We start from the raw sequence: 20,471 nt of genomic DNA on the forward strand, positions 1-20,471 counted from the left end.
AACCGCCGCGAGCGTCAGGAGCGGATGCTCAGGTGCACGTGGTTCGTGTGGTCGGAGTTCGGGTCGCCGTGCGCGCCGCTGTAGGACTTCCAGCCGCTCGAAGGCAGCCAGATCTGGCGGTACCAGATGACGTACTGCACATCGAGCACATCGGCGTTCTCGACGAACCAGGCCGCGAGGTTCTGCCCGTACTCGTAGTCCTCGCCCTGGGCGTCCCCTCTGAACCCGTCCGGCTCGGAGGAGAAGTCGCAGGCGCGGCCCTTGCCGTGCTCGCCGAAGGACGACACGCGGTAGCACTTCACGTACCGGCGGAAGCCCACGACCTGGGATTGCTCCAGGGCGTGGAGCGTGCGCGGGCTGAGGCAGCCGTCCGTGGTCGGGTCCTCCTCGGTGCAGCCGTTGCTCTCGCCTTCGAAGGGCTCGGCCGGGGGAGCGTCGGAGGCGGAGGGGCCGACGGCGTCGTCGCCGCCGGAGGCCGCGAGCTCGCGGGCGGCCCGGTCGCGGGCCGCCTCCATCTCCTCGGTGGTGTTCTCCTGCTCCTCGATGTTGTCCGCGAGGGTCTCACGGGTCGCCTCGATCTCCTGGAGCCGGGCGATCAGCTCGTTGAGCCGGTCGGCGCGGGACTCGCCGAGGAACTGCAGCATCTCCATGGCCGCGATGGCGTTCTGCGGGTCGCCCGAGGCGAGCAGCGCGGCGGTGGACTGGAAGTCGGAGGTCGTGGACGCGATGGCCGCGTACTCCTCGAGCTCGACCTTGAGCGCGGCCGACTCGGCCTCGGAGTCCTGGAGCTCCTGCTCGAGGTCCTCCTGCTCCTGCTTGAGTGCCTCCAGCTCGTCCTGTGCGTCGAGATAGGCCGTGACGGCCTCGCTCAGCTCGTCCGAGATGTTGCCCTCCTCCTCCTGCGCTGAGGACTGGGAGGCGGGCGCGACCAGGAAGACCACGCCCGCGAGCGCCACGATCGGAAGCGAGAGGATGCGCTTGGCGCCGCTGAGAAGCGGTCTGGGGCCGCGGTCGCGCGCGGGGGAGGCAGTGCCGGCGTTCAAGGCGTGAGGTCCTTCGGTTGCTCGGAGCCGATGGGACGGGTGGTCGGCGTACAGCGTAGAACGGGAATATTCCTCGGTCGCATCGGGTCATTCCGCGTCACCGCAGGTAGCCGCCGGGCTACCGGTCCTGGTCACGGCTATGGCGTGGCTAACTCGAGACCCGTGCGGAAAGGTTCACCCTGATAGGATTGTTCGAATTCGAACCAGCCGCCCTGGCGGGTGCCGAAACCGAGGAAGGAGGGGCCGCCGATGAGCGCGGGAGACTTCGAGAGCCGCTGGCTCTCGCCCGACGTGAACTCCGTGTGGACCCGGTTCCTGCAGGTCACCCACCGTCTCGAGCACCACATCGACCGGCGGCTCCAGGAGCAGCACGGCATCACCCACACCCAGTACGAGATCCTGCTGCGCCTCGCCGACAGCGACGAGCGCGCGATGCGCATGAGCGAGCTCGCCGACAGCATCGTCACCGCCAAGAGCGCCGTCACCTACCAGATCAACAAGCTCTCCGAGATGGGCCTGGTCTCGCGCAAGAAGTGCGGCCGCGACAACCGCGGCATCTGGGTGCACCTCACCGAGGACGGCTCCGCGCGCCTGGAGCAGGCCGCGCCATGCATCCTCTCGCTGGTCCGCGAGCTCTTTCTCGACGCGATCAGCTGCGACCAGGCCGCCGAGCTCGACAAGCTCCTCGGCACCTGGTCGGACAACCTCGACGCGCACGACCGCAACCCCGTCGCCCACCCCGACCACACAGGCGCGGAGTCCGCGTAACCGCTTTCGGTGCGCCCCGCCGGTGTAAGGCTCGCAGACGGTGCGTACCGGTGTAGGGTCAGGCCGTGCCGAGCTTTCCGCGTCCTGAGACGACCGTCCCCTACTGCATCGACGGCCTCGCCGACCTCCTCCCCGAGGCGGCCGAACTGGCCCTCGACGTCACCGGGGTCTCGCTCGCCGCCGACGCCGTGGCACCCGGCGACCTCTTCGCCGCCCTGCCCGGCGCCAACCGCCACGGCGCCGAGTTCACCGCCCAGGCCGCCGCGCAAGGCGCGGTCGCCGTCCTCACCGACGCGCGCGGCGCCGCCCTCGCCGACGGCCGCCTTCCCGTCCTCGTCGCCGACGACCCCCGCGCCCTCACCGGCGAGATCGCCGCCCGCGTCTGGGGCCGCCCCTCCGAGCGCCTCAACCTCCTCGGCATCACCGGCACCAACGGCAAGACCTCCACCGCCTACCTCGTCGAAGCCGGGCTCGCCCACGCCGGACGCACCACCGGCATCATCGGCACCGTCGAGACCCGCATCGCCGGCGAGCGCATCGAATCCGCCCGCACCACCCCCGAAGCCCCCGAACTCCAGGCCCTCCTCGCCGTCGCCCTCGAAAAAGGCGTCACCGACGTGGTCATGGAGGTCTCCAGCCACGCCCTCGTGCTCGGCCGCGTCGCCGGCTGCCGCTTCCGCGCCGCCGGATTCACCATGTTCGGCACCGACCACCTCGACTTCCACAAGGACCTCGACGACTACTTCGAGGCCAAGGCCCGCCTCTTCGACGGCCGCGCCCAGACCGCGATCCTCAACGCCGACGACAAGCGCGTCGCCTCCCTCGCCGGCCCCGGCACCCTCGAGTTCTCCCTCACCGACTCCGGCGCCGACTACTACGCCTCCGACATCACGAGCGACGGCTTCACCCAGCGATTCCGCCTCAAGACCCCCGGCGGCGAAGGCGAAGGCCTGGTCAACATGCCCGGCCGCCACAACGTCGCCAACGCCGCCCTCGCCGTCGCCCTCCTCGAAGCCGCCGGCGTCGACACCGCCACCGCCCTCACCGGCGTCGCCTCCTGCACCGGCGTCCCCGGCCGCATGGAACTCGTCTCCGGCGACAACCCCGTGCGCGGCGTCGTCGACTACGCCCACAAGCCCGAGGCCATCACCGCCGTCCTCGAAGCCCTCCGCGACTCCACTCCCGGCAAGGTCATCGCCATCCTCGGCGCCGGCGGCGACCGCGACCGCTCCAAGCGCCCCCTCATGGGCGCCGCCGCCGCGCACGCCGCCGACCTGGTCATCGTCACCGACGACAACCCCCGCACCGAAGACCCCGCCCGCATCCGCGACGAGGTGGCCGCCGCCGTCGAAGGCGTGCCCTGCCGTAATATCCCCGGACGGGAAGCCGCCGTCGCAGCGGCCGCCGCGCTGGCCGCCCCCGGCGACACCATCGCCCTCCTCGGCAAGGGGCACGAGACCGCCACCGAGACCGCCGCCGGTCTCGTCGCCAGCGACGACCGGGAACTCCTCGCGCGTGCGCTACGAGACGCCGCCAGGGTGAAACCGGCGCACGACCTTGAAGCGTGATACTCCCGTACACCGCTCGCACTCACAACAGGAGGAGACCGCCGCGTGATCCCCATGAGCCTGGCCCAGGTCGCCGCCGTCATGGACGGCGAGCTCAGCGAGACGGCCGACCCTGAAGCGGTCGTCACCGGCGGCGTCGAGTACGACTCCCGCAAGGCCGGGTCCGGCGGACTGTTCCTGGCGATCCCCGGCGACAAGGTCGACGGCCACGACTTCGCCGCCAAGGCCGCCGCCCAAGGCGCGGTCGCCACCGTCGCCACCCGCCCGATCGACACTCCCGCGATCTACGTCGACGACGCCATCGCCGCGCTCACCCGCCTCGCCAAGCACGTCGCCGCCGCCTCCAAGGCCCGCATCATCGGCGTCACCGGCTCCAACGGCAAGACCTCCACCAAGGACGTCATCGGCCAGCTCTGCGCGCACCTCGGCAAGACCGTCGCCACCGAAGGCAACTTCAACAACGAGCTCGGCCACCCCTACACCGTGTGCCGCATCGAGCCCGACACCGAATACGTCGTCCTCGAACTCGCCGCCCGCGGCGTCGGCCACATCACGCAGCTGTGCGAGATCGCCCCGCCCGAGTTCGGCGTCGTCCTCAACGTCGGCATCTCCCACCTCGACGGCTTCGGCGACATCGAGACCACCGCCGTCGCCAAGAGCGAACTGCCGCGCTTCCTCGCCGAGGACGGCACCGCCGTCCTCAACGCCGACGACCCCCGGGTCGCCCGCATGGCCGCGGCCACGAAAGCCGCCATCCGCACCTACGGCATCGACAACGACGCCGACTTCAAGGCCGAGGACCTCGACCCCGCCGGAGGCCGCTACCAGTTCACCGTCCGCGCCCCCGACGGCCAGACCGCACGAGTCCGGTTGCGCCAGTTCGGACTCCACCAGGTCTACAACTCGCTGGCGGCCATCGCGGTCCTCTGGCAGCTCCACGCCCCGCTCGAGTCGGTCGCCGCGTGGGTCTCCGAGGCCGGGCGGCTCTCCGAGCGCCGCATGGACGTCTTCACACGCCCCGACGGCACCACCGTCATCGACGACTCGTACAACGCCAATCCCCAGTCCATGGGTGCGGCCGTCCGCACCCTCGGGCAGCTCCCCACCGAGGGCCGCCGCATCGCGGTCCTCGGGCTCATGGCCGACCTCGAAGAGCAGAGCGAGACCTGCCACCGCCGCCTCGGCGAGCAGGTCCGCGACGCCGGCCTCGACGAGGTCATCGCCGTGGGCGAAGGAACCGAACACATCGTCGAAGGCGCAGCCGGAGACGATCTTGAGCAGAGCGTGGACGGTGCCGACGGCGTCACCGCCACCCATGTACCCGATCAAGCCGCGGCCATCGCGCTGCTGCGGAACCGGCTGCGCCCCGGCGACGCCGTCCTGGTGAAGGGCTCCCGATACCGGACCTGGGACGTCGCCGACTACCTGCGCGCCAAGGAGGACAAAGACCAGTGAGAGCCGTAATCGTCGCCGCGTTCGTGGCGTTCGCGCTCACCATGGCGCTGACGCCCCTCGCGGCGAAGGCCTTCCGCCGTTTGAAGGCCGGGCAGCCCATCCGCACGGACGGCCCCCAGACCCACCTCGCCAAGGCCGGCACCCCCACCATGGGCGGCGTCGTCTTCATCTTCACCACCGTCCTCGCCTACGTGGCCGGCCACCTCGTCCTCATGGCCCTGCCCGGATCGGTGGACGGCGTCACCTTCAACCGCCCCACCGGTTTCACGGCCACCGGCATCGTCCTCATCGGACTCTTCGTCACCTGCGGCTTCGTCGGCTTCATCGACGACTGGCTCAAGATCCGCCGCAAGCACTCCGGCGGCATCTCCGGCAAGGCCAAGGTCCTCGGCCTCACCATCGCCGCCACCATCTTCGGCATCCTGGCCGTCTACTACACCGGCTCCATCACCTCCGACGAGATCTCCGAGACCGTCGCGACCCCGTACATCTCCTTCACCAGCGACATCGGCCCCAACATCACCGAGATCGGCATGATCGTGCTGATCATCCTCCTGGTCAACGCGACCGCGAACGGCGTCAACCTCACCGACGGCCTCGACGGCCTCGCCACCGGCGCGTCCATGATGGCGTTCCTGGCGTTCATGATCATCGGCTTCTGGGAGTACCGCCACTGGTGCGGCGGCGCCCAGCCCGCCGACAACCTCTGCTACGACGTCCGCGACCCCCTCGAGATCGCCCTCATCGCCGGCGCCGCCGCCGGGGCCATGTTCGGCTTCCTCTGGTGGAACACCTCGCCCGCCCAGATCTTCATGGGCGACTCCGGGTCCCTCAGCCTCGGCGCCCTCATCGCCGGACTCGCCTTCGCCTCCAAGACGATCCTGCTCCTGCCGATCCTCGGCGCCCTCTTCGTCATCACCACCGCCAGCGTCATGATCCAGGTGACCTCCTTCAAGCTCACCGGCCGAAGAGTGTTCCGCATGTCGCCGATCCAGCACCACTTCGAGCTCGCCGGCTGGTCGGAAGTGACCATCGTCGTCCGGTTCTGGATCATCGCCGGCATCGGCGTCGCCATCGCACTCGGCTTCTTCTTCGCCGACTTCCTGCGGATCGCGGGGTAACGGATGCGGATAGCCGACAACGTCCTCGTCGCGGGAGCCCGCGTCGCCGGGGCCGCATGCGCCGAGATCCTGCTCGACCGCGGCGCCGCCGTCACCGTCTACGACCGCAGCGACTCCGAACGCATGCAGGCCCTCGCCGCCCGCGGCGCGACCTGCGTCGTCGCCGACGAGTTCGATCCCGCACTGCTGGACGGCGTCCAGCAGGTCGTGCTCTCCCCGGGCTTCCCGCCGCACCACCCGATCGCGCAGGCCGCCGCCGCGGCCGGGATCGAGACCTTCTCCGAACCCGAACTCGCCTGGCGCCTGCGCGAACCCGGCGCCGCCCGCTGGCTCGCCGTCACCGGCACCAACGGCAAGACCACCACCACGACGATGCTCGCCGCGATGCTCGAGACCGCCGGACTGCGCACCGCCGCGCTCGGCAACATCGGCGTCCCGCTCGTCCACGCCGCCAACGGCCCCTTCGACGTCATCGCCGTCGAACTCTCCAGCTACCAGCTCCACTGGTCCAGCGAACTCGCGCCGACCGCCGGGGCAGTGCTCAACCTCGCCCCCGACCATCTCGACTGGCACGGCGGCTTCGACGCCTACGCCGAAGCCAAAGCCGCCGTCTGGCGCGGCGGCCAGGCGGTCGTCAACCTCGACGACCCGTCCGTCGTCGCCCTCGCCAAGCACACCGACGCCGACGTCACCGGGTTCACGCTCAACCACCCCGAACGCGGCCAATTCGGCGTCGCCCTCGGCTGGCTCGTCGACTACACCGGGCCCGAACCGGTGCAGATCTGCTCGGTCGACGACGTCCACCCCGCCGGATGGCACAACGTCGCCAACGCCCTCGCCGCCGCCGCACTCGCCCGCCAGGTCGGCGTCACCCACGCCGACATCGGCGACGCCCTGCGCAAATACGTCCCCGAACCGCACCGCAACGTCACCCTCGTCGAGCACGACGGCGTCACCTGGGTCGACGACTCCAAGGCCACCAACCCGCACGCCGCCGCCGCCGCGCTCGCGGCCTACGACTCCATCGTGTGGGTCGCGGGCGGCCAGCTCAAAGGCGTCGACGTCGACGGCCTCGTCGCCCAGTACGCCCCCAAGATGCGAGGCGCCGTCCTCATCGGGCAGGACCGGGCGCTCGTCGCCGACGCGCTGGCGCGACACGCCCCGGACCTCCCCGTCGTCGTCCTCGACGGCCGCGACGATGCGGTGATGACCGAAGTCGCCGCCCGCGCCGCCGCACTGGCCGAGCCGGGGGACACCGTGCTCCTCTCCCCGGCCGGGGCCTCCTACGACATGTTCACCTCCTACGCCCACCGCGGCGACGCGTTCGCCGCCGCGGCCCGAGCCCTGATCGAGGGTGAGGCCGAGTGAGGAGCGGGTTCACCGAGTTGCTGCGCGGCCTGCTCGACCGGCCGCTCGCCTCGTACTACCTGCTGCTCTCCTCCTCGGCGCTGCTCCTCACCATCGGCCTCGTGATGGTCTTCTCGGCCACCATGGTCGAGTCCTACGAGGCCACCGGCGACCCGTTCGCCGTCATCCTCCAGCAGGTCGTGTGGGCCGTCGTCGGCCTCGTCTGCTTCTGGGTCGCGCAGCGCCTGCCCTCGCGCACCTACCGCGCGGTCTCCCGGCCGCTCCTGGTCGTCGCGATCCTCCTCGGCCTCGTCCTGGTCGTCATGTCCATCCGCCAGAAGCAGGCGGAGGCCGCGGGCGGCGAGGGCTCCGGCGGCCTCGCCACCGACCAGCTGTGGATCGACCTGGGGCCCTTCCAGTTCCAGCCCGCCGAGATCGCCAAGTTCGCGCTGCTGCTGTGGGCCGCGGACGCGCTCGTGCGCCTCGGCCCGCGCATCGCCTCCTGGCGCGAGCTGGCCATCCCGATGTTCCCCATCGCCGGGCTGCTGATGATCATCATCGGCTACGCCGACCTCGGCACCATGCTCATCATCCTGGCGATGTTCCTCGGCCTCCTGTGGGCCTCGGGCGTGCCGCTGCGCATCCTCGGCGTCCTCGTCGCGATGGGCCTGCTCGGCTCGGCCGTCCTCATCGCGTTCGAGGGCTACCGGATGCAGCGCATCATCTCCTTCGCCCGCCCCGAGGACTTCGCCGACAGCTGGGGCTACCAGGCGATCCAGGGCTACTACGCGATCGCCGACGGCGGGTGGTTCGGCGTCGGCCTCGGCGAGAGCCGCCAGAAGTGGGACTGGCTCCCCAACGGCCACAACGACTTCATCTTCGCGCTCATCGCCGAGGAACTGGGCGTCGTCGGCTGCCTCGTCATCCTCGCGCTGTTCGCCGTGCTCGTCTACACCGGCTTCCGCATCGCCCGCCGCTCCGACGACCCGTTCCGGGCGCTCGTGGCCGCCGGCGTCACCATCTGGATCGCCGGCCAGGCCTTCATCAACATCGGCGGCGTGCTCGGCCTCATCCCCATGACCGGGGTGCCGCTGCCGTTCATCTCCGACGGCGGCACGGCGCTCGTCGTCATCCTCGCCGCCGTGGGCATGCTCGCCGGGTTCGCGCGTGCCGAACCCGACGCCGCCACGGCGCTGCGGGCCCGCAACCCCTCGCGTCTCGTACGCTTGCTGTGGGCCCCCCTGCCGCCCGCACCCCGCTCCGAGTCCGACCCGGAGCCCTCCACCAAGAAGAAAACTACGACCAGAAAGACATGACGTTGCCTCAGCTTCGATCGGTCGTCCTCGCCGGCGGCGGCACCGGCGGCCACATCTACCCGCTCCTGGCCTACGCCGACTGCCTCCGCCGGCACGACCCCCACGTCCGCGTCACCTGCCTCGGCACCGAGAAGGGCCTCGAGAACGACCTCATCCCCAAGGCCGGCTACGACCTGCGCAACGTCCCGGCGCACCAGCTGCCGCGCAAGATCAACCTCGACCTGCTGCTCACCGCGCCCCGCATGCTCAAGGCCATGAAGGCCACCCGCGACATCATGGACGAGGTCCAGGCCGACGTCGTGGTCGGCTTCGGCGGCTACGTCGCCGTCCCCGCCTACCTCGCCGCCTGGCGCCGCAAGACCCCCATGGTCATCTTCGAGTTCAACGACCCGCCCGGGGTCGCCAACAAGATGGCGCTCAAGTTCAGCGACAACCTCGCCCTCGGCTTCCCCCACCTCCCGCAGGCCTCCCCGATCCTCGCCGACGGCACCATCACCGGCGTGCCGCTCCGCCCTGAGATCGCCCACCTCGACCGCCAGGCCATGCGCGCCCAGGCCTGCCAGTACTTCGGCCTCGACCCCCGCCGCCCCGTCCTCTTCGTCTACGGCGGCTCCCAGGGCGCGGCCTCGATCAACAACGCCGTCTCCGGTGCGGCCGGGGCGCTCACGCACCGCGGCGTCCAGGTCCTCCACATCACCGGCGCGCGCCGCGAGGAGCCGATCCACATCCCCGAAGGCCTCCCCGTCCCGTACCGGACCCTGCCCTACCTCGACCGCATGGACCTCGGCTACGCCGCCGCCGACATGGTGCTCGCCCGCGGCGGCTCCATGACCGTCGCCGAAGTCTCCGCCCTCGGCGTCCCCACCGTCTTCGTCCCCATGCCCTGGGGCAACAAGGAGCAGTACCGCAACGCCGGGCCGGTCGTCGACGCCGGCGGCGCCATGTTCTGCGACGACGAGAACCTCAACCCCTCTTGGATCGAGGCGAACCTCATCCCGGTAATCACCGACCCGCACCGGGTCGCCGCGATGTCCCGGGCCTCGGCCGCGTTCGGCAGCCGCACCGGCGACGAGGCGCTGCGCAACTACACCTTGAAAGTGCTGGAACAGGCATGAGCGACGACCCGAACGACCTGACGAGCCCGATCGACGAGGGCATCACGGCGGAGGACCTGGGCCGCACGCTGTTCATCGGCGTCGGCGGCGTCGGGATGAACGGCCTCACCCGCCTCTACGCCACCCGGGGCCTGCCCGTTTCCGGCTCTGAGCTGAAGGACTGGCCGAGCCTGCCCGAGCTCGAGCGCCTCGGCGTCACGCTCCACCGCGAGCACGTGCCCTCGAACCTCGACGGCATCGACACCGTGGTCCGCTCGACCGCGCACAACGACGAGCACCTGGAGGTCGCCGAGGCCCGCAAGCGCGGCATCCGCGTCTACCACCGCTCCGAGGCCCTCGCGGCCGCGATGACCGGCCGCCGCTCGATCGTCGTCACCGGCACGCACGGCAAGACCACCACGACCGCGATCATCTCGCAGATGCTCGCGCACGCCGGCCTCGATCCGTCCTATGTGAACGGCGGCGAGAACATCGGCGCCCACACCGGGGCACACGGCACCGGCGAGTACTTCGTGGCCGAAGCGGACGAGTCGGACCGCTCGTTCCTGCGCTTCCGCCCCGAGATCGGCATCGTCACCAACATCGACGTCGACCACCTGAACACCTACGGCGACATGGCCTCCCTCACCGAGGCCTTCGAGCGCTTCTGCGGCAACACCGACAAGGACGGGCTGCTCGTCCTCTGCGCCGACAACCCCGGCACGGCCGCGCTCGCCAAGCGGTTCCGCGCCGAGGGCCGCACCGTCGCCACCTACGGCTTCTCGGACGGGGCCGACATCCAGCTCGGCGAGGTCGAGTCCACCAAGGACGGCGTCGACTACACGGTGCTGTACCAGAACCAGGTGCTCGGCCGCTTCCACCTGCCCATGCCCGGCAGACACATCGCGCTCAACTCCGCCGTCGCGATCGCCGTCGGCCTGTACGTCGGCCTCGAGCCCGACCAGATCCAGGCGGGCATCGCCGCGTTCGGCGGGGTCAAGCGCCGCTTCGAGAAGCGCGGCGAGATCGACGGGTACGCGGTCTTCGACGAGTACGCCTACCACCCGACCGCGATGACCGAGGCCATCAAGACCCTCAAAGAGGTGGCCGCGCCCGGCCGGCTCATCGTGGTCTTCATGCCCTACCGCGTCTACCGCACCGTCGAGATGCGCGCCGACATCGCCGAGGCGCTCTCCTCGGCGGACAAGGCGGTCGTCATGGAGATCTTCGGCCCCGGCGAGGAGATCCCCGCGGGCGAGGGCGGCCAGGCGCTCCTGGACGCCGTCGACCTCCCCGACGGCGACAAGGTCTTCGTCGCCGAGTGGGAGGACGTCCCCGCCGCAGTGAAGGCCCTCGCGGCCGAAGGCGACGTCGTCGTGACCATGGGCGCCCCGCCTGTCCAGCTCATGCCGGACGACCTGCTGCGGTAAATGCAAAACGCAAGGGCCGCACCCGAAAGGGTGCGGCCCCGCAATGCCGTGCCCTAGTCCCAGGCGGCGCCGTTGCGCCAGTAGCCCATGAACGCCCCGCACTCCTTCGGGAGGCCGAGCTCCTTGCGGACGGTGAACCGAAGCGCCTTGACGACGCCGGTCTCGGCGGCGATCCACACGTACGCGTCGCTCTGGGCGACCGCTTGCGGCGCCTCCCAGATCATCTCGTCGTCGTTCTCGTCGAACACTCCGGTCCTGGCGAAGTCCATGGCCCGCGCCGCCTCGGTGACCGCGGGGATGAGCTTGTCGCCCCAGACCGCGCCGTCGCGGGGGAGCCACACGACCTCGACGTCCGCCGGGGCGTCGAGCTCGAGCACGTCGGCCGCCTCGGGCAGTTCGATGAACGCCTTGCCGCGCGCGGTGATCGGCAGGTTCTCGAGGATCGCGGCGATCGCGGGGGCCGCCGTCTCGTCGCCCGCGATGAGCAGCTCGGCGCCCTCGGGGGCGTGGAAGTCGACGCCGCCGTGCGGGCCGTCCCAGCGCGCGTCGGGGCCGAGCAGCAGGATCTCGTCGCCCACGGCCGCGTCGCGCAGCCACCGCAGGGCCGGGCCGCACTCGTCGTCGGAGTGCGCCTCGTGCACCACCATGTCGACGTCGACCTCGCCGGCGGTGTGGCGGACCGCGCGCACCGTGTAGGTGCGGACGCCGCACTGCTCCTCTTCGGGGAGCGCGCGCAGTTCGGAATACCAGCGCTCGCTTGTGGGCATCTTGTCGAAGCCGCAGGCCTGAGCCGGGAAGATGAGTTTGAATCGCTGGTCGTAGCCGTTGTCGGCGAAGTGCGCGAGGGTCGGGCCCGCGAAGGTGACCCGTATGAAGGAGGGGCTCAACCGCCGCAGGGCCCGCACCGCCACGGGGAACAGCTCGAACGGCCGGACAGTGGACTCGGTCTGTTCCTCAGTCTGCGTCGCCACGCGGCACGCCTCCTTCTCTTGGCTAAGGTTTGCCTAACCTTAGCCGAAGGGCCGGGCGAGCCGCCACCGCCGAACGGCCGGGACGTGGAATCATCGACCCATGCGCGGCCCAGAGAACACGTCCGAAGCGGGGCCCTGGCGGCTCGTCCACGTGGTGCGCCGCCAGCTGCCCAACAGGCGACTGCGGTGGATCGCCGCCAGCGTCCTAGCGTTCCTCTTGCTGGCCTTCGTGATCGTGTGGACCACGCCCCTGTTCGAGGTGAAGCGGATCGAGGTCACCGGGACCTCGGTGCTCACCCCCGACGAGGTCGCCGCGCTCGGCGAGGACGCGGTGGGCCGCTCGGTGCTCGGCGCCGACCTCGACGCGATCGCCGCCGCGGTCGCGAAGCTCGCCCCCGTCGCCTCCGTCGAGGTCACCCGCGCGTGGCCGGACGCGGTGAGCGTCGCCGTCACGGAACGCGAGCCGTATATGGCCGTTCCGGCGGATGACGAGACTTTTCTCATGGTGGATTCCGAAGGTGTGGTATTCGACGAGACCGCCGCCCCGCCCGGATCAATTTGGAGGGTCGAACTCGCCGAGCCGGGACCGAACGACCTCGCGACGATCGAGACCCTCACAGTGCTGCAGTCGCTTCCGGCCGCCCTGGCCGACGAGGTCCAACACGTGGCAGCGCCGTCCCCGGCGGGGATCACCCTGTATCTCGAAGATGGACGGACGCTCCGGTGGGGCGACGGCTCCGAAAGCGAGCAGAAAGCCGAGGTCGCCGATCGATTGTTGGCCGGAGGGTACGAACATGTCGATGTCAGCGCACCAGATGCCCCCACTGTGAGTTAGCGTTAAGGGGGAGCGGGTGTGCGCGCACATCCGTTTGCCGTACCCAGGGCCGAAGGGGAAGGAAGGCAGCAGCGATGACACCACCGCACAACTACCTCGCCGTCATCAAAGTCGTTGGAGTCGGAGGCGGCGGCGTCAATGCTGTCAACCGGATGATCGAGGCGGGCCTCAAGGGCGTCGAGTTCATCGCCATCAACACCGATGCGCAGGCGCTCTTGATGAGTGACGCCGACGTCAAGCTCGACGTCGGCCGCGAACTGACCCGCGGTCTCGGCGCGGGCGCCAACCCCGAAGTTGGCGCCAAGGCCTGCGAGGACCACCGCGACGAGATCGAGGAAGTCCTCAAGGGAGCGGACATGGTGTTCGTGACCTGCGGCGAGGGTGGCGGCACCGGCACCGGCGGCGCGCCCGTCATCGCCAACATCGCCCGGAAGCTTGGCGCGCTCACGATCGGCGTGGTCACCCGGCCGTTCGCCTTCGAGGGCAAGCGCCGCCAGACCCAGGCCGTCTCGGGGATAGACGATCTGCGCAACGAGTGCGACACGCTCATCGTCATCCCGAACGACCGCCTGCTGCACCTCGGCGACCGCTCGATCTCCATGATGGACGCGTTCCGCCTCGCCGACCAGGTCCTGCTCTCCGGTGTCCAGGGCATCACCGACCTCATCACCACGCCCGGCCTCATCAACCTCGACTTCGCCGACGTCAAGAGCGTCATGAGCGGAGCCGGTTCGGCGCTCATGGGCATCGGCTCGGCCCGCGGCGAGAACCGCGCCGTCGAGGCGGCCCGCGCCGCGATCGAGTCGCCGCTGCTCGAGCAGAGCATGGAAGGCGCGCGCGGCGTGCTGCTCTCCATCGCCGGCGGTTCGGACCTCGGCCTGTTCGAGATCAACGACGCGGCCGAGCTCGTCTCGGACTGCGCCCACACGGACGCCAACATCATCTTCGGTGCGGTCATCGACGACGCCCTCGGCGAAGAGGCCCGTGTGACCGTCATCGCCGCCGGGTTCGACGTCGAGGACGAGGCCGAATTCGAACTGGCCCAGCCGACCCGGATCTCCGCACTGCCCGAGCAGAAGCCCGAGCCGGTGCGCGAGGCCAAGCCCGAGCCGGAGCGCGAGTCGAGCAACGGCAAGGTCCTGTTCGACGACGTCGACGTCCCGGCCTTTCTGAAAGACGGCTTCTAGCGGCGGCGACCGTCGAGACCGGCAACGTCTCGGCGGCCGCCGCCCGGGCCGACATGCATTCGCAGCGCCGCCCACCGTTCAGGCCGCAGCCCCTCCCGATTCGCTAGGACCTCAGCACTTGACCACCCGATCTCGCCGAGACCAGTTGCGGGACAACCTCAACCGGACACGCGAGGCCATCGCGGCCGCCTGCTCCGACGCGGGCCGCGAGCCGGACTCGGTCCGCCTCATCGTCGTCACGAAGACCTTTCCCTCCTCCGATGCGGCGACCCTCGTCGAACTCGGCCAGACCGACCTGGGGGAGAACCGCGACCAGGAGGCCGCCCCCAAGGCCGCGGCACTCGCCGCCGCCGGACTCGAACCGGTGTGGCACTTCGTAGGCCAGCTCCAGCGCAACAAGGCCAAGTCCGTCGCGGGGTACGCCGATTGGGTGCATTCGGTCGACCGCGCCCCGCTCGCCGCCGCGCTCGGCAACGCCGCGAACGCCCACGGCCGCAGCCTGAACGCGCTCATCCAGGTGAGCCTCGACGGCGACACCGCCCGCGGCGGCGTGCCCGTCGCGGACATAGAAGCGCTCGCCGAGGCCGTCGCCGCCGCGCCAGCGCTCGTCCTCAAAGGGGTCATGGCCGTGGCCCCCCTCGGCTGGGAACCGGCGAGAGCCTTTGCGCTGCTGAACGAATGCTCCGAGACGGTGCGCCGGACCGACCCGGGCGCGACCGAGGTCTCGGCGGGCATGAGCGGCGACTACCGGGAGGCCGTCCTCGCCGGGGCCACAATGGTCAGACTGGGCAGAAACGTGCTCGGCGAACGTGAACCGATGGCGTAAGGTGTGGGGCAGCAGTGGGGCAAATGGCCGTACTATGACGGTTGACTAGTCGGGCAAAAACACATCCGTGTAAGGAGTCGGCGCTAGGATGAGACCGCGTACCTGACTCAACAGGGGCGCGGCCCGAGGAGGGAGCACGATCGATGGGCGCGATGCGGAAGGCAGGCATCTGGCTCGGCCTCATCGAGGACGAGGACGATCGCGGCTACGGCAACGGCTACGAGGAGAACGACGAGTTCGCCGAGGAGCAGCAGGCGGCTCCCCAGCGGGCGCGGGGCGCGCAGCGCACGACCGGCCGGGTCGGCCGGACCCCTTCGGAGGACCGCCCCGTCCGCCAGCTCAACCGCGGCTCCGGTTCGGTCACGCCGCTCTCCCGCGAGACCGGTCCCCGCGAGACGTTGACGCGTGACAACCTCGCGCTGGCCGAGCCCGCCACCGTGCGGCCGGTCCCGGCCGAGGAGGAGCCCGCGAACTACCGGATCACGACGCTGCACCCGACCACGTACAACGAGGCGCGGACCATCGGCGAGCGCTACCGGGACGGCACCCCCGTGATCATGAACCTCTCGGAGATGGAGGAGGCCGACGCGAAGCGCCTGGTCGACTTCGCCGCCGGCCTCATCTTCGGGACCCGGGGCTCGTTCGAGCGGGTGACGAACCGCGTGTTCTTGCTCTCGCCGCCCCACGTCCAGGTGACCGCGGAGGACAAGGCCAAGATCGCCGAGGGCGGGTTCTTCAACCAGTCGTGATCCGAGGGATACACTGCGAACCGTGAACCTGGCACTGCAGCTGATCTATCTGGCGCTCTTCGCGTTCTACCTCTTCCTCCTGGCCCGACTGGTGTGCAGCGTCGTCGTGCAGTTCTCCCGCCGCTGGGAGCCCGGACCCAAGTCCGCGGCCCTGCTCGAGACGGTCTACAGCGTGACGGACCCTCCCCTGAAGGGGTTGAGGAAGGTGATTCCGCCTCTCAGGCTTGGTACTGTATCGATTGATCTGGCGTTCCTGGCGCTGCTCCTGATCACGTGGATCCTGATGGACCTGGTGGTCGGACGGAACATCTGAGCGGCGCCGGGCGGGGGTGCGAGACACGGTTATCGTGTTGAGTGGCTTTGCGCGCCAGGCGAACAGCTGAGAAGGAGTTTCGAATGCCGCTGACCCCAGCCGACGTTCACAACGTCACGTTCAAGAAACCCATGCTCGGGAAGCGCGGATACGACGAGGACGAGGTCGACGGTTTCCTCGATGAGGTCGAGCGGGAGCTCGCACGCCTCAGCGACGAGAACGGCGAACTTCGCGCACAGCTCGAGAGTCTCCGCGCCGGCGCTCCCCCCGGGGCAGCCGACCACGCCGAGATGGCCGCCGCACTCGACCGGGTGCAGCGGGAGAAGCACGCCATGGAGCAGCAGCTCCAGGAGCTCGACGCCGAGCTGCACGCGATGCACCAGGAGATGGTGGCCGCGCAGCAGCAGGCGCAGCAGCTCCAGCAGGAACTGGCCCAGCGCGGCCCGCAGCAGGACGCTTCGGCCCCTGCCGGCGGCGGCGAGCAGGAGGCCCTGCGCCTCCTCATGGTCGCCCAGCGCACCGCGGACGAGCACCTGGAGGACTCCCGCCGGGAGGCCGACACCGTGCTCGGCGAGGCGCAGCGCGAGGCCCAGTCCATGGTGTCCGAGGCCCAGCGCGAGGCGCAGACGATGGTCTCGCAGGCGCAGCGCGAGTCGAAGGCCATGATGGCCGAGGCCCAGCGCGAGTCGAAGGCCCTCCTGACCGACGCCCAGCGCGAGTCCGAGTCCCTGGTCACCGAGTCGCGCGCCGCGGCCGAGGACCTGGTGGGCCAGGCCCGCGACAAGGCCGAGCGCATGGAGATGGAAGCCGAGCAGGAGCGCCAGAAGGTCATCGGCCAGCTGGAGGACTCCCGTTCGTCGCTGCTGAAGAACATCGAGGAGCTGAAGACCTTCGAGCGCGAGTACCGCACGCGCCTGAAGCTCTACCTCGAGAGCCAGCTGCGCGACCTCAACGGCCAGCAGGGCCGGTCCGAGGACGAGGGCTTCGAGGAGGCCCCGCAGCAGACGCCCCCGAGCGAGCGCACCGGTGCCAGGTCCGCGTTCGTGATGCAGGGCGGGCGCGGGTAACCCCTCCCGCTCCTCCCCGGGACACCTCCTCCGGGTCGGCTCGGGCGCGCCGCAGATTGGCGGCGCCGGGCCATAACCTGAACGGGGATCGCCTCGTTAGTCATGGTTGAGCGGGTGAGGGCGCGGTGCGAACCGCCGCCCTCACCGCCGCACCATGCTTCAACGATGCCGCGGTCCCCGCAGGGGGCCGCGAAGGACCGCGCGAGGGCCCCGCTACCCGCGCGCAGGGGAGGAATCGACGTGATCGTCAGCAGCCTGCTGATCCTCGTCACCGCGGCGGTCTTGCTGGTCACTGGCATGATCACCGGGAACAACCAGTTGCTGGTCTCGTCCATCGCGGCGAGCCTCGCCGCCGGCGCGGCCCTGTACATCGGGATCCGCGGCCGGGGCGCCCAGCGCCCGCGCGTCACCCCGCGCCGTGGCGAGCACGCCCCGTCGGCGGCCCCGGGCCGCCAACGCGACCGGTGGCGCGACGCCGACGACACCCAGCAGTTCCGCCGGATCGGGGCGGACGACACCCCGACCACGGAGATGCCGCTGCTCGAGGGCAAGGTCTTCGAGCCCACGGACTACGCGGTGGACCGCGACCCGGAGCTGCGCTTCGAGGACGTGCCGCCGCGCCAGTCGCGCGGCGAGGGCAGCCGCCACCGCGCGCCCGAATCGATGGCCGACGAGCCGACCGAGCAGCGCATGTCGAGCGTCGAATCGGCGGCGCTCATGCGCCTGGACACCGAGGTCGCGGTCGTCGACGGCCGCCCCCGCTTCCACCACGCGCTGTGCGCGCACCTCACCGGCCGCGACCACGAGCCGCTGGCCGTCTCGGAGGCCCTGGAGCTGGGCTTCACCCCGTGCGGGATGTGCGAGCCGGTGTCGCGTCTGCTGCTGGTGCCGACCGCCGGGCGCTGAGCCGATCGGCAAAGGGTTGCTCTCCGCCCGCTCCTCTCCATTCGCATTCCCGGTAACGCGCAGTCCGGACACAAGTTCTCGAAGTAATTGACCTACTTGCAGGACTTGCGTATCCTGTGTGCTTAATTGCGCGGCAGGCCCCCGCCTCGGCGGGGCCTGACGCGCATTGTCCTCGTTTCGACGAGGCCGTCACGAGTACGCGATTTCGGGAGACGCCATGCCGAACACCCGATGCGGGCCGCAGCCGCGGCGCCGCGCTGCCGTGACGCCACCGGAACCCGAGCCGACATACCCCTCCAGAGGCGCGTCATGAGTCCAGCGAAGAAGACCCAGAAGCAGGCCGCCAAGAAGGCGGTCGCCCCGGCGAAGAAGGCGGCGGTGAAGAAGGCCGCGGCGAAGGCGCCCGCGGCGGCGGTGAAGCAGACCGCGAAGAAGACGACCGCCAAGAAGGCCGCGAAGCAGGCCCCGCCCGCGTCCCCCGCGGTGGAGGCAGAGGAGACGGCCGAGGAGGCCGAGGCGCAGCAGCTGCGCACCGAGAGCGAGCAGGCCGAACTGCGGGCCGCGCTGAAGGAGCGGCTGGACGAGCTCGTCGAGGAGCAGCAGCGCTACAGCGACTCGATCACTCTCGCCCAGCGCGAGCGGTTGAGCGACACGGCCGGTGACGACCAGGTCGACTCCGGTTCGAAGACCGTCGAGCACGAGCACGAGGTCGCGGTGGCCGATTCGCTCTCCGAGCGCATCCGGCAGGTCAGCCACGCGCTCGAACGCCTCGACGAGGGCACCTACGGCTTCTGTGAGAAGTGCGGTAAACCGATCCCGGCGGCGCGGTTGGCCGCGTTCCCGTCGGCTACCCTCGACGTCGGTTGCAAACAGCTGGAGGAGCGACGCTGAGCGAGGACACGCCGCCCGAGACCGCCAACGGTCCGGGTCCCGACGAGACCACCCCTGAAGACCCCCGACCCGCGCGACGGCCCGGGCTGATGATCGCTGCGCTGCTCATAGCGGCGTTCGCGATCGGTCTGGACCAGTGGACCAAGAACCTGGCCGAGGCGAACCTGGACCCGGCCGATCCGGTGCGGATCCTGGGCGGCCTCGTCTACCTGGACCTGACCTGGAACTCGGGGGCGGCGTTCAGCCTCGGCACCGACTACACGTGGATCTTCACGATCATCGCCTCGGCGGTGGTGGTGTTCCTGATCGGGCTGTCGACCCGGATCGTCTACCCGGTGTGGGCGGTCGCGATCGGCCTGGTGCTGGGCGGCGCGGCGGGCAACCTCGTGGACCGGTACTTCCGGGAGCCGGGGTTCGCGCACGGGCACGTCGTGGACTTCATCAGCGTGTTCAAGCCGGACGCGCAGGCGTTCCCGATCTTCAACATCGCCGACTCGGCGCTGTGCTGCGGCGTGGTGCTGATCGTGCTGCTCGAGCTGACCGGGCGCGGCTTCTCGCCGGCGTCCCGGAAGGCGGAGCCGCGCGAGGACGGCCGGAAGAAGGAGGCCGCGGCATGAGCGACCTCGCCGCGCGCCAGACCCGGGCGCTGCCGGTCCCCGAGGGCTTCGAGGGCCAGCGGGTCGACCAGGTCGTCTCGCGTCTGCTGGGGCTGTCCCGGACCGTGGCCGCCGAGCTGGTCGCGGCCGGGGACGTGACGGTCGACGGGGCGCCGTGCCAGACCAAGTCCGAGCGGGTGAGCGCGGGGGCGTGGCTGGAAGTGGTGCTGCCGCCGCCGCCGGAGGACCTGCTCGTGCGCCCGGCCGAACCGGTCGAGGGCATGGACATCGTCTACGACGACGACGACATCGTGGTGGTCATGAAGCCGGTCGGGGTCGCGGCGCATCCGAGCCCGGGCTGGACCGGTCCCACCGTGACCGGCGGTCTCGCCGCCGCGGGCTACCGGATCTCGAGCCACGGTCCCGACGAGCGGCAGGGGATCGTGCACCGGCTCGACGTGGGCACCTCGGGCCTGATGGTGGTCGCGAAGAGCGAGGCCGCGTACTCGGAGCTCAAGCGCGCCTTCAAGGAGCGCCGGGTCTCGAAGCGCTACCGCGCTGTCGCGCAAGGGCATCCGGACCCGCTGTCGGGGACGGTGGACGCGCCGATCGGGCGGCACCCGCGCCACGACTACAAGTGGGCGGTCGTCGCCGACGGCAAGCCGAGCGTGACGCATTACGACACGATCGAGGTCTTCCCCGGCGCGTCCCTCATGGACATCGGGCTGGAGACGGGCCGGACCCACCAGATCCGGGTGCACTTCTCGGCGCTGGGGCATCCGCTCGTGGGCGACGCGACGTACGGCGCGGACCCGAAGATGGCCGAGCGCCTGGGCCTCACTCGCCAATGGCTGCATGCGTACCGGCTGGAGTTCGCGCATCCGGTGACGGGCCGGACGGTCACCTTCACGAGTGAATACCCGGCCGACCTCGAATTGGCACTGGCGCGGTTGCGAGACGACTCCTAGGGAGCCATTAGACTGGGTCC

Annotated in this window: 20 protein-coding genes; 18 read left to right on the forward strand and 2 right to left on the reverse strand. The window is 70.5% G+C overall.

What is annotated here, in order from left to right:
- Positions 1-14: 14 nt before the first annotated feature.
- Positions 15-1,043, reverse strand: coding sequence for a hypothetical protein (locus tag AB0K52_RS07000; protein ID WP_363527327.1), 1,029 nt, complete (start codon positions 1,041-1,043; stop codon positions 15-17).
- Between the two features lie 249 nt (positions 1,044-1,292).
- Here AB0K52_RS07000 and AB0K52_RS07005 point away from each other — a divergent pair, with 249 nt between their 5' ends.
- From AB0K52_RS07005 to murC, 8 genes are all read left to right on the forward strand, one after another.
- A complete protein-coding gene (locus tag AB0K52_RS07005; protein ID WP_363527330.1) occupies positions 1,293-1,811 on the forward strand; it encodes a MarR family winged helix-turn-helix transcriptional regulator in 519 nt (172 codons plus the stop codon).
- Between the two features lie 107 nt (positions 1,812-1,918).
- Positions 1,919-3,379 carry a UDP-N-acetylmuramoyl-L-alanyl-D-glutamate--2,6-diaminopimelate ligase gene (locus AB0K52_RS07010; protein WP_363528358.1) on the forward strand — a complete coding sequence of 487 codons (1,461 nt, stop codon included), beginning with the start codon at positions 1,919-1,921 and terminating at the stop codon, positions 3,377-3,379.
- A gap of 45 nt (positions 3,380-3,424) precedes the next feature.
- Complete coding sequence (gene murF, locus AB0K52_RS07015) at positions 3,425-4,834, forward strand: UDP-N-acetylmuramoyl-tripeptide--D-alanyl-D-alanine ligase (RefSeq protein ID WP_363527333.1); 1,410 nt, start codon at positions 3,425-3,427, stop codon at positions 4,832-4,834.
- The gene (gene mraY, locus AB0K52_RS07020) at positions 4,831-5,955 is read left to right on the forward strand and encodes a phospho-N-acetylmuramoyl-pentapeptide-transferase (RefSeq protein ID WP_363527336.1); all 1,125 of its coding nucleotides are present in this window, start codon (positions 4,831-4,833) and stop codon (positions 5,953-5,955) included. The genes murF and mraY overlap by 4 nt, the downstream gene beginning before the upstream one ends.
- Positions 5,956-5,958: 3 nt before the next feature.
- Complete coding sequence (gene murD / locus AB0K52_RS07025) at positions 5,959-7,323, forward strand: UDP-N-acetylmuramoyl-L-alanine--D-glutamate ligase (RefSeq protein WP_363527339.1); 1,365 nt, start codon at positions 5,959-5,961, stop codon at positions 7,321-7,323.
- Positions 7,320-8,618, forward strand: a complete 1,299-nt coding sequence (gene ftsW, locus AB0K52_RS07030) for a putative lipid II flippase FtsW (protein ID WP_363527342.1) — start codon at positions 7,320-7,322, stop codon at positions 8,616-8,618. Before murD ends, ftsW begins: the two co-directional genes overlap by 4 nt.
- A gap of 2 nt (positions 8,619-8,620) precedes the next feature.
- Positions 8,621-9,733, forward strand: coding sequence for a UDP-N-acetylglucosamine--N-acetylmuramyl-(pentapeptide) pyrophosphoryl-undecaprenol N-acetylglucosamine transferase (locus AB0K52_RS07035; protein WP_363527345.1), 1,113 nt, complete (start codon positions 8,621-8,623; stop codon positions 9,731-9,733).
- Positions 9,730-11,142, forward strand: coding sequence for a UDP-N-acetylmuramate--L-alanine ligase (murC, locus tag AB0K52_RS07040; RefSeq protein ID WP_363527348.1), 1,413 nt, complete (start codon positions 9,730-9,732; stop codon positions 11,140-11,142). The genes AB0K52_RS07035 and murC overlap by 4 nt, the downstream gene beginning before the upstream one ends.
- 53 nt (positions 11,143-11,195) lie before the next feature.
- Here the strand turns inward: murC and AB0K52_RS07045 are convergent, their stop codons facing one another.
- Entirely contained in the window at positions 11,196-12,113 is a 918-nt protein-coding gene (locus AB0K52_RS07045; RefSeq protein ID WP_363527351.1) for a siderophore-interacting protein, read from the reverse strand.
- A 100-nt stretch (positions 12,114-12,213) separates the two neighbouring features.
- Here AB0K52_RS07045 and AB0K52_RS07050 point away from each other — a divergent pair, with 100 nt between their 5' ends.
- From AB0K52_RS07050 to AB0K52_RS07095, 10 genes are all read left to right on the forward strand, one after another.
- Entirely contained in the window at positions 12,214-12,948 is a 735-nt protein-coding gene (locus AB0K52_RS07050; RefSeq protein ID WP_363527354.1) for an FtsQ-type POTRA domain-containing protein, read from the forward strand.
- Between the two features lie 74 nt (positions 12,949-13,022).
- Positions 13,023-14,135, forward strand: a complete 1,113-nt coding sequence (gene ftsZ, locus AB0K52_RS07055) for a cell division protein FtsZ (RefSeq protein ID WP_208494000.1) — start codon at positions 13,023-13,025, stop codon at positions 14,133-14,135.
- Between the two features lie 118 nt (positions 14,136-14,253).
- Positions 14,254-14,961: a YggS family pyridoxal phosphate-dependent enzyme gene (locus AB0K52_RS07060; protein WP_363527358.1), complete on the forward strand. Its 708-nt coding sequence runs from the start codon at positions 14,254-14,256 to the stop codon at positions 14,959-14,961.
- A 143-nt stretch (positions 14,962-15,104) separates the two neighbouring features.
- Positions 15,105-15,710 carry a cell division protein SepF gene (sepF, locus tag AB0K52_RS07065; RefSeq protein ID WP_363527361.1) on the forward strand — a complete coding sequence of 202 codons (606 nt, stop codon included), beginning with the start codon at positions 15,105-15,107 and terminating at the stop codon, positions 15,708-15,710.
- A 22-nt stretch (positions 15,711-15,732) separates the two neighbouring features.
- Positions 15,733-16,023 carry a YggT family protein gene (locus AB0K52_RS07070; RefSeq protein WP_208494006.1) on the forward strand — a complete coding sequence of 97 codons (291 nt, stop codon included), beginning with the start codon at positions 15,733-15,735 and terminating at the stop codon, positions 16,021-16,023.
- Between the two features lie 83 nt (positions 16,024-16,106).
- Positions 16,107-17,090 (forward strand): DivIVA domain-containing protein, encoded by a 984-nt coding sequence (locus tag AB0K52_RS07075; RefSeq protein WP_363527364.1) that lies wholly within the window; start codon positions 16,107-16,109, stop codon positions 17,088-17,090.
- Positions 17,091-17,330: 240 nt separating this feature from the next.
- Complete coding sequence (locus AB0K52_RS07080) at positions 17,331-17,996, forward strand: hypothetical protein (protein WP_363527367.1); 666 nt, start codon at positions 17,331-17,333, stop codon at positions 17,994-17,996.
- Between the two features lie 483 nt (positions 17,997-18,479).
- Positions 18,480-18,887, forward strand: coding sequence for a TraR/DksA C4-type zinc finger protein (locus AB0K52_RS07085; RefSeq protein WP_363528361.1), 408 nt, complete (start codon positions 18,480-18,482; stop codon positions 18,885-18,887).
- Positions 18,860-19,504 carry a signal peptidase II gene (gene lspA, locus AB0K52_RS07090; RefSeq protein WP_363527370.1) on the forward strand — a complete coding sequence of 215 codons (645 nt, stop codon included), beginning with the start codon at positions 18,860-18,862 and terminating at the stop codon, positions 19,502-19,504. Before AB0K52_RS07085 ends, lspA begins: the two co-directional genes overlap by 28 nt.
- Entirely contained in the window at positions 19,501-20,451 is a 951-nt protein-coding gene (locus AB0K52_RS07095; RefSeq protein WP_363527373.1) for an RluA family pseudouridine synthase, read from the forward strand. Before lspA ends, AB0K52_RS07095 begins: the two co-directional genes overlap by 4 nt.
- Positions 20,452-20,471 lie beyond the last annotated feature (20 nt).

This window comes from Glycomyces sp. NPDC049804, assembly GCF_040674615.1.
GTDB classification, from domain to species: Bacteria; Actinomycetota; Actinomycetes; order Mycobacteriales; family Micromonosporaceae; genus Glycomyces; species Glycomyces niveus.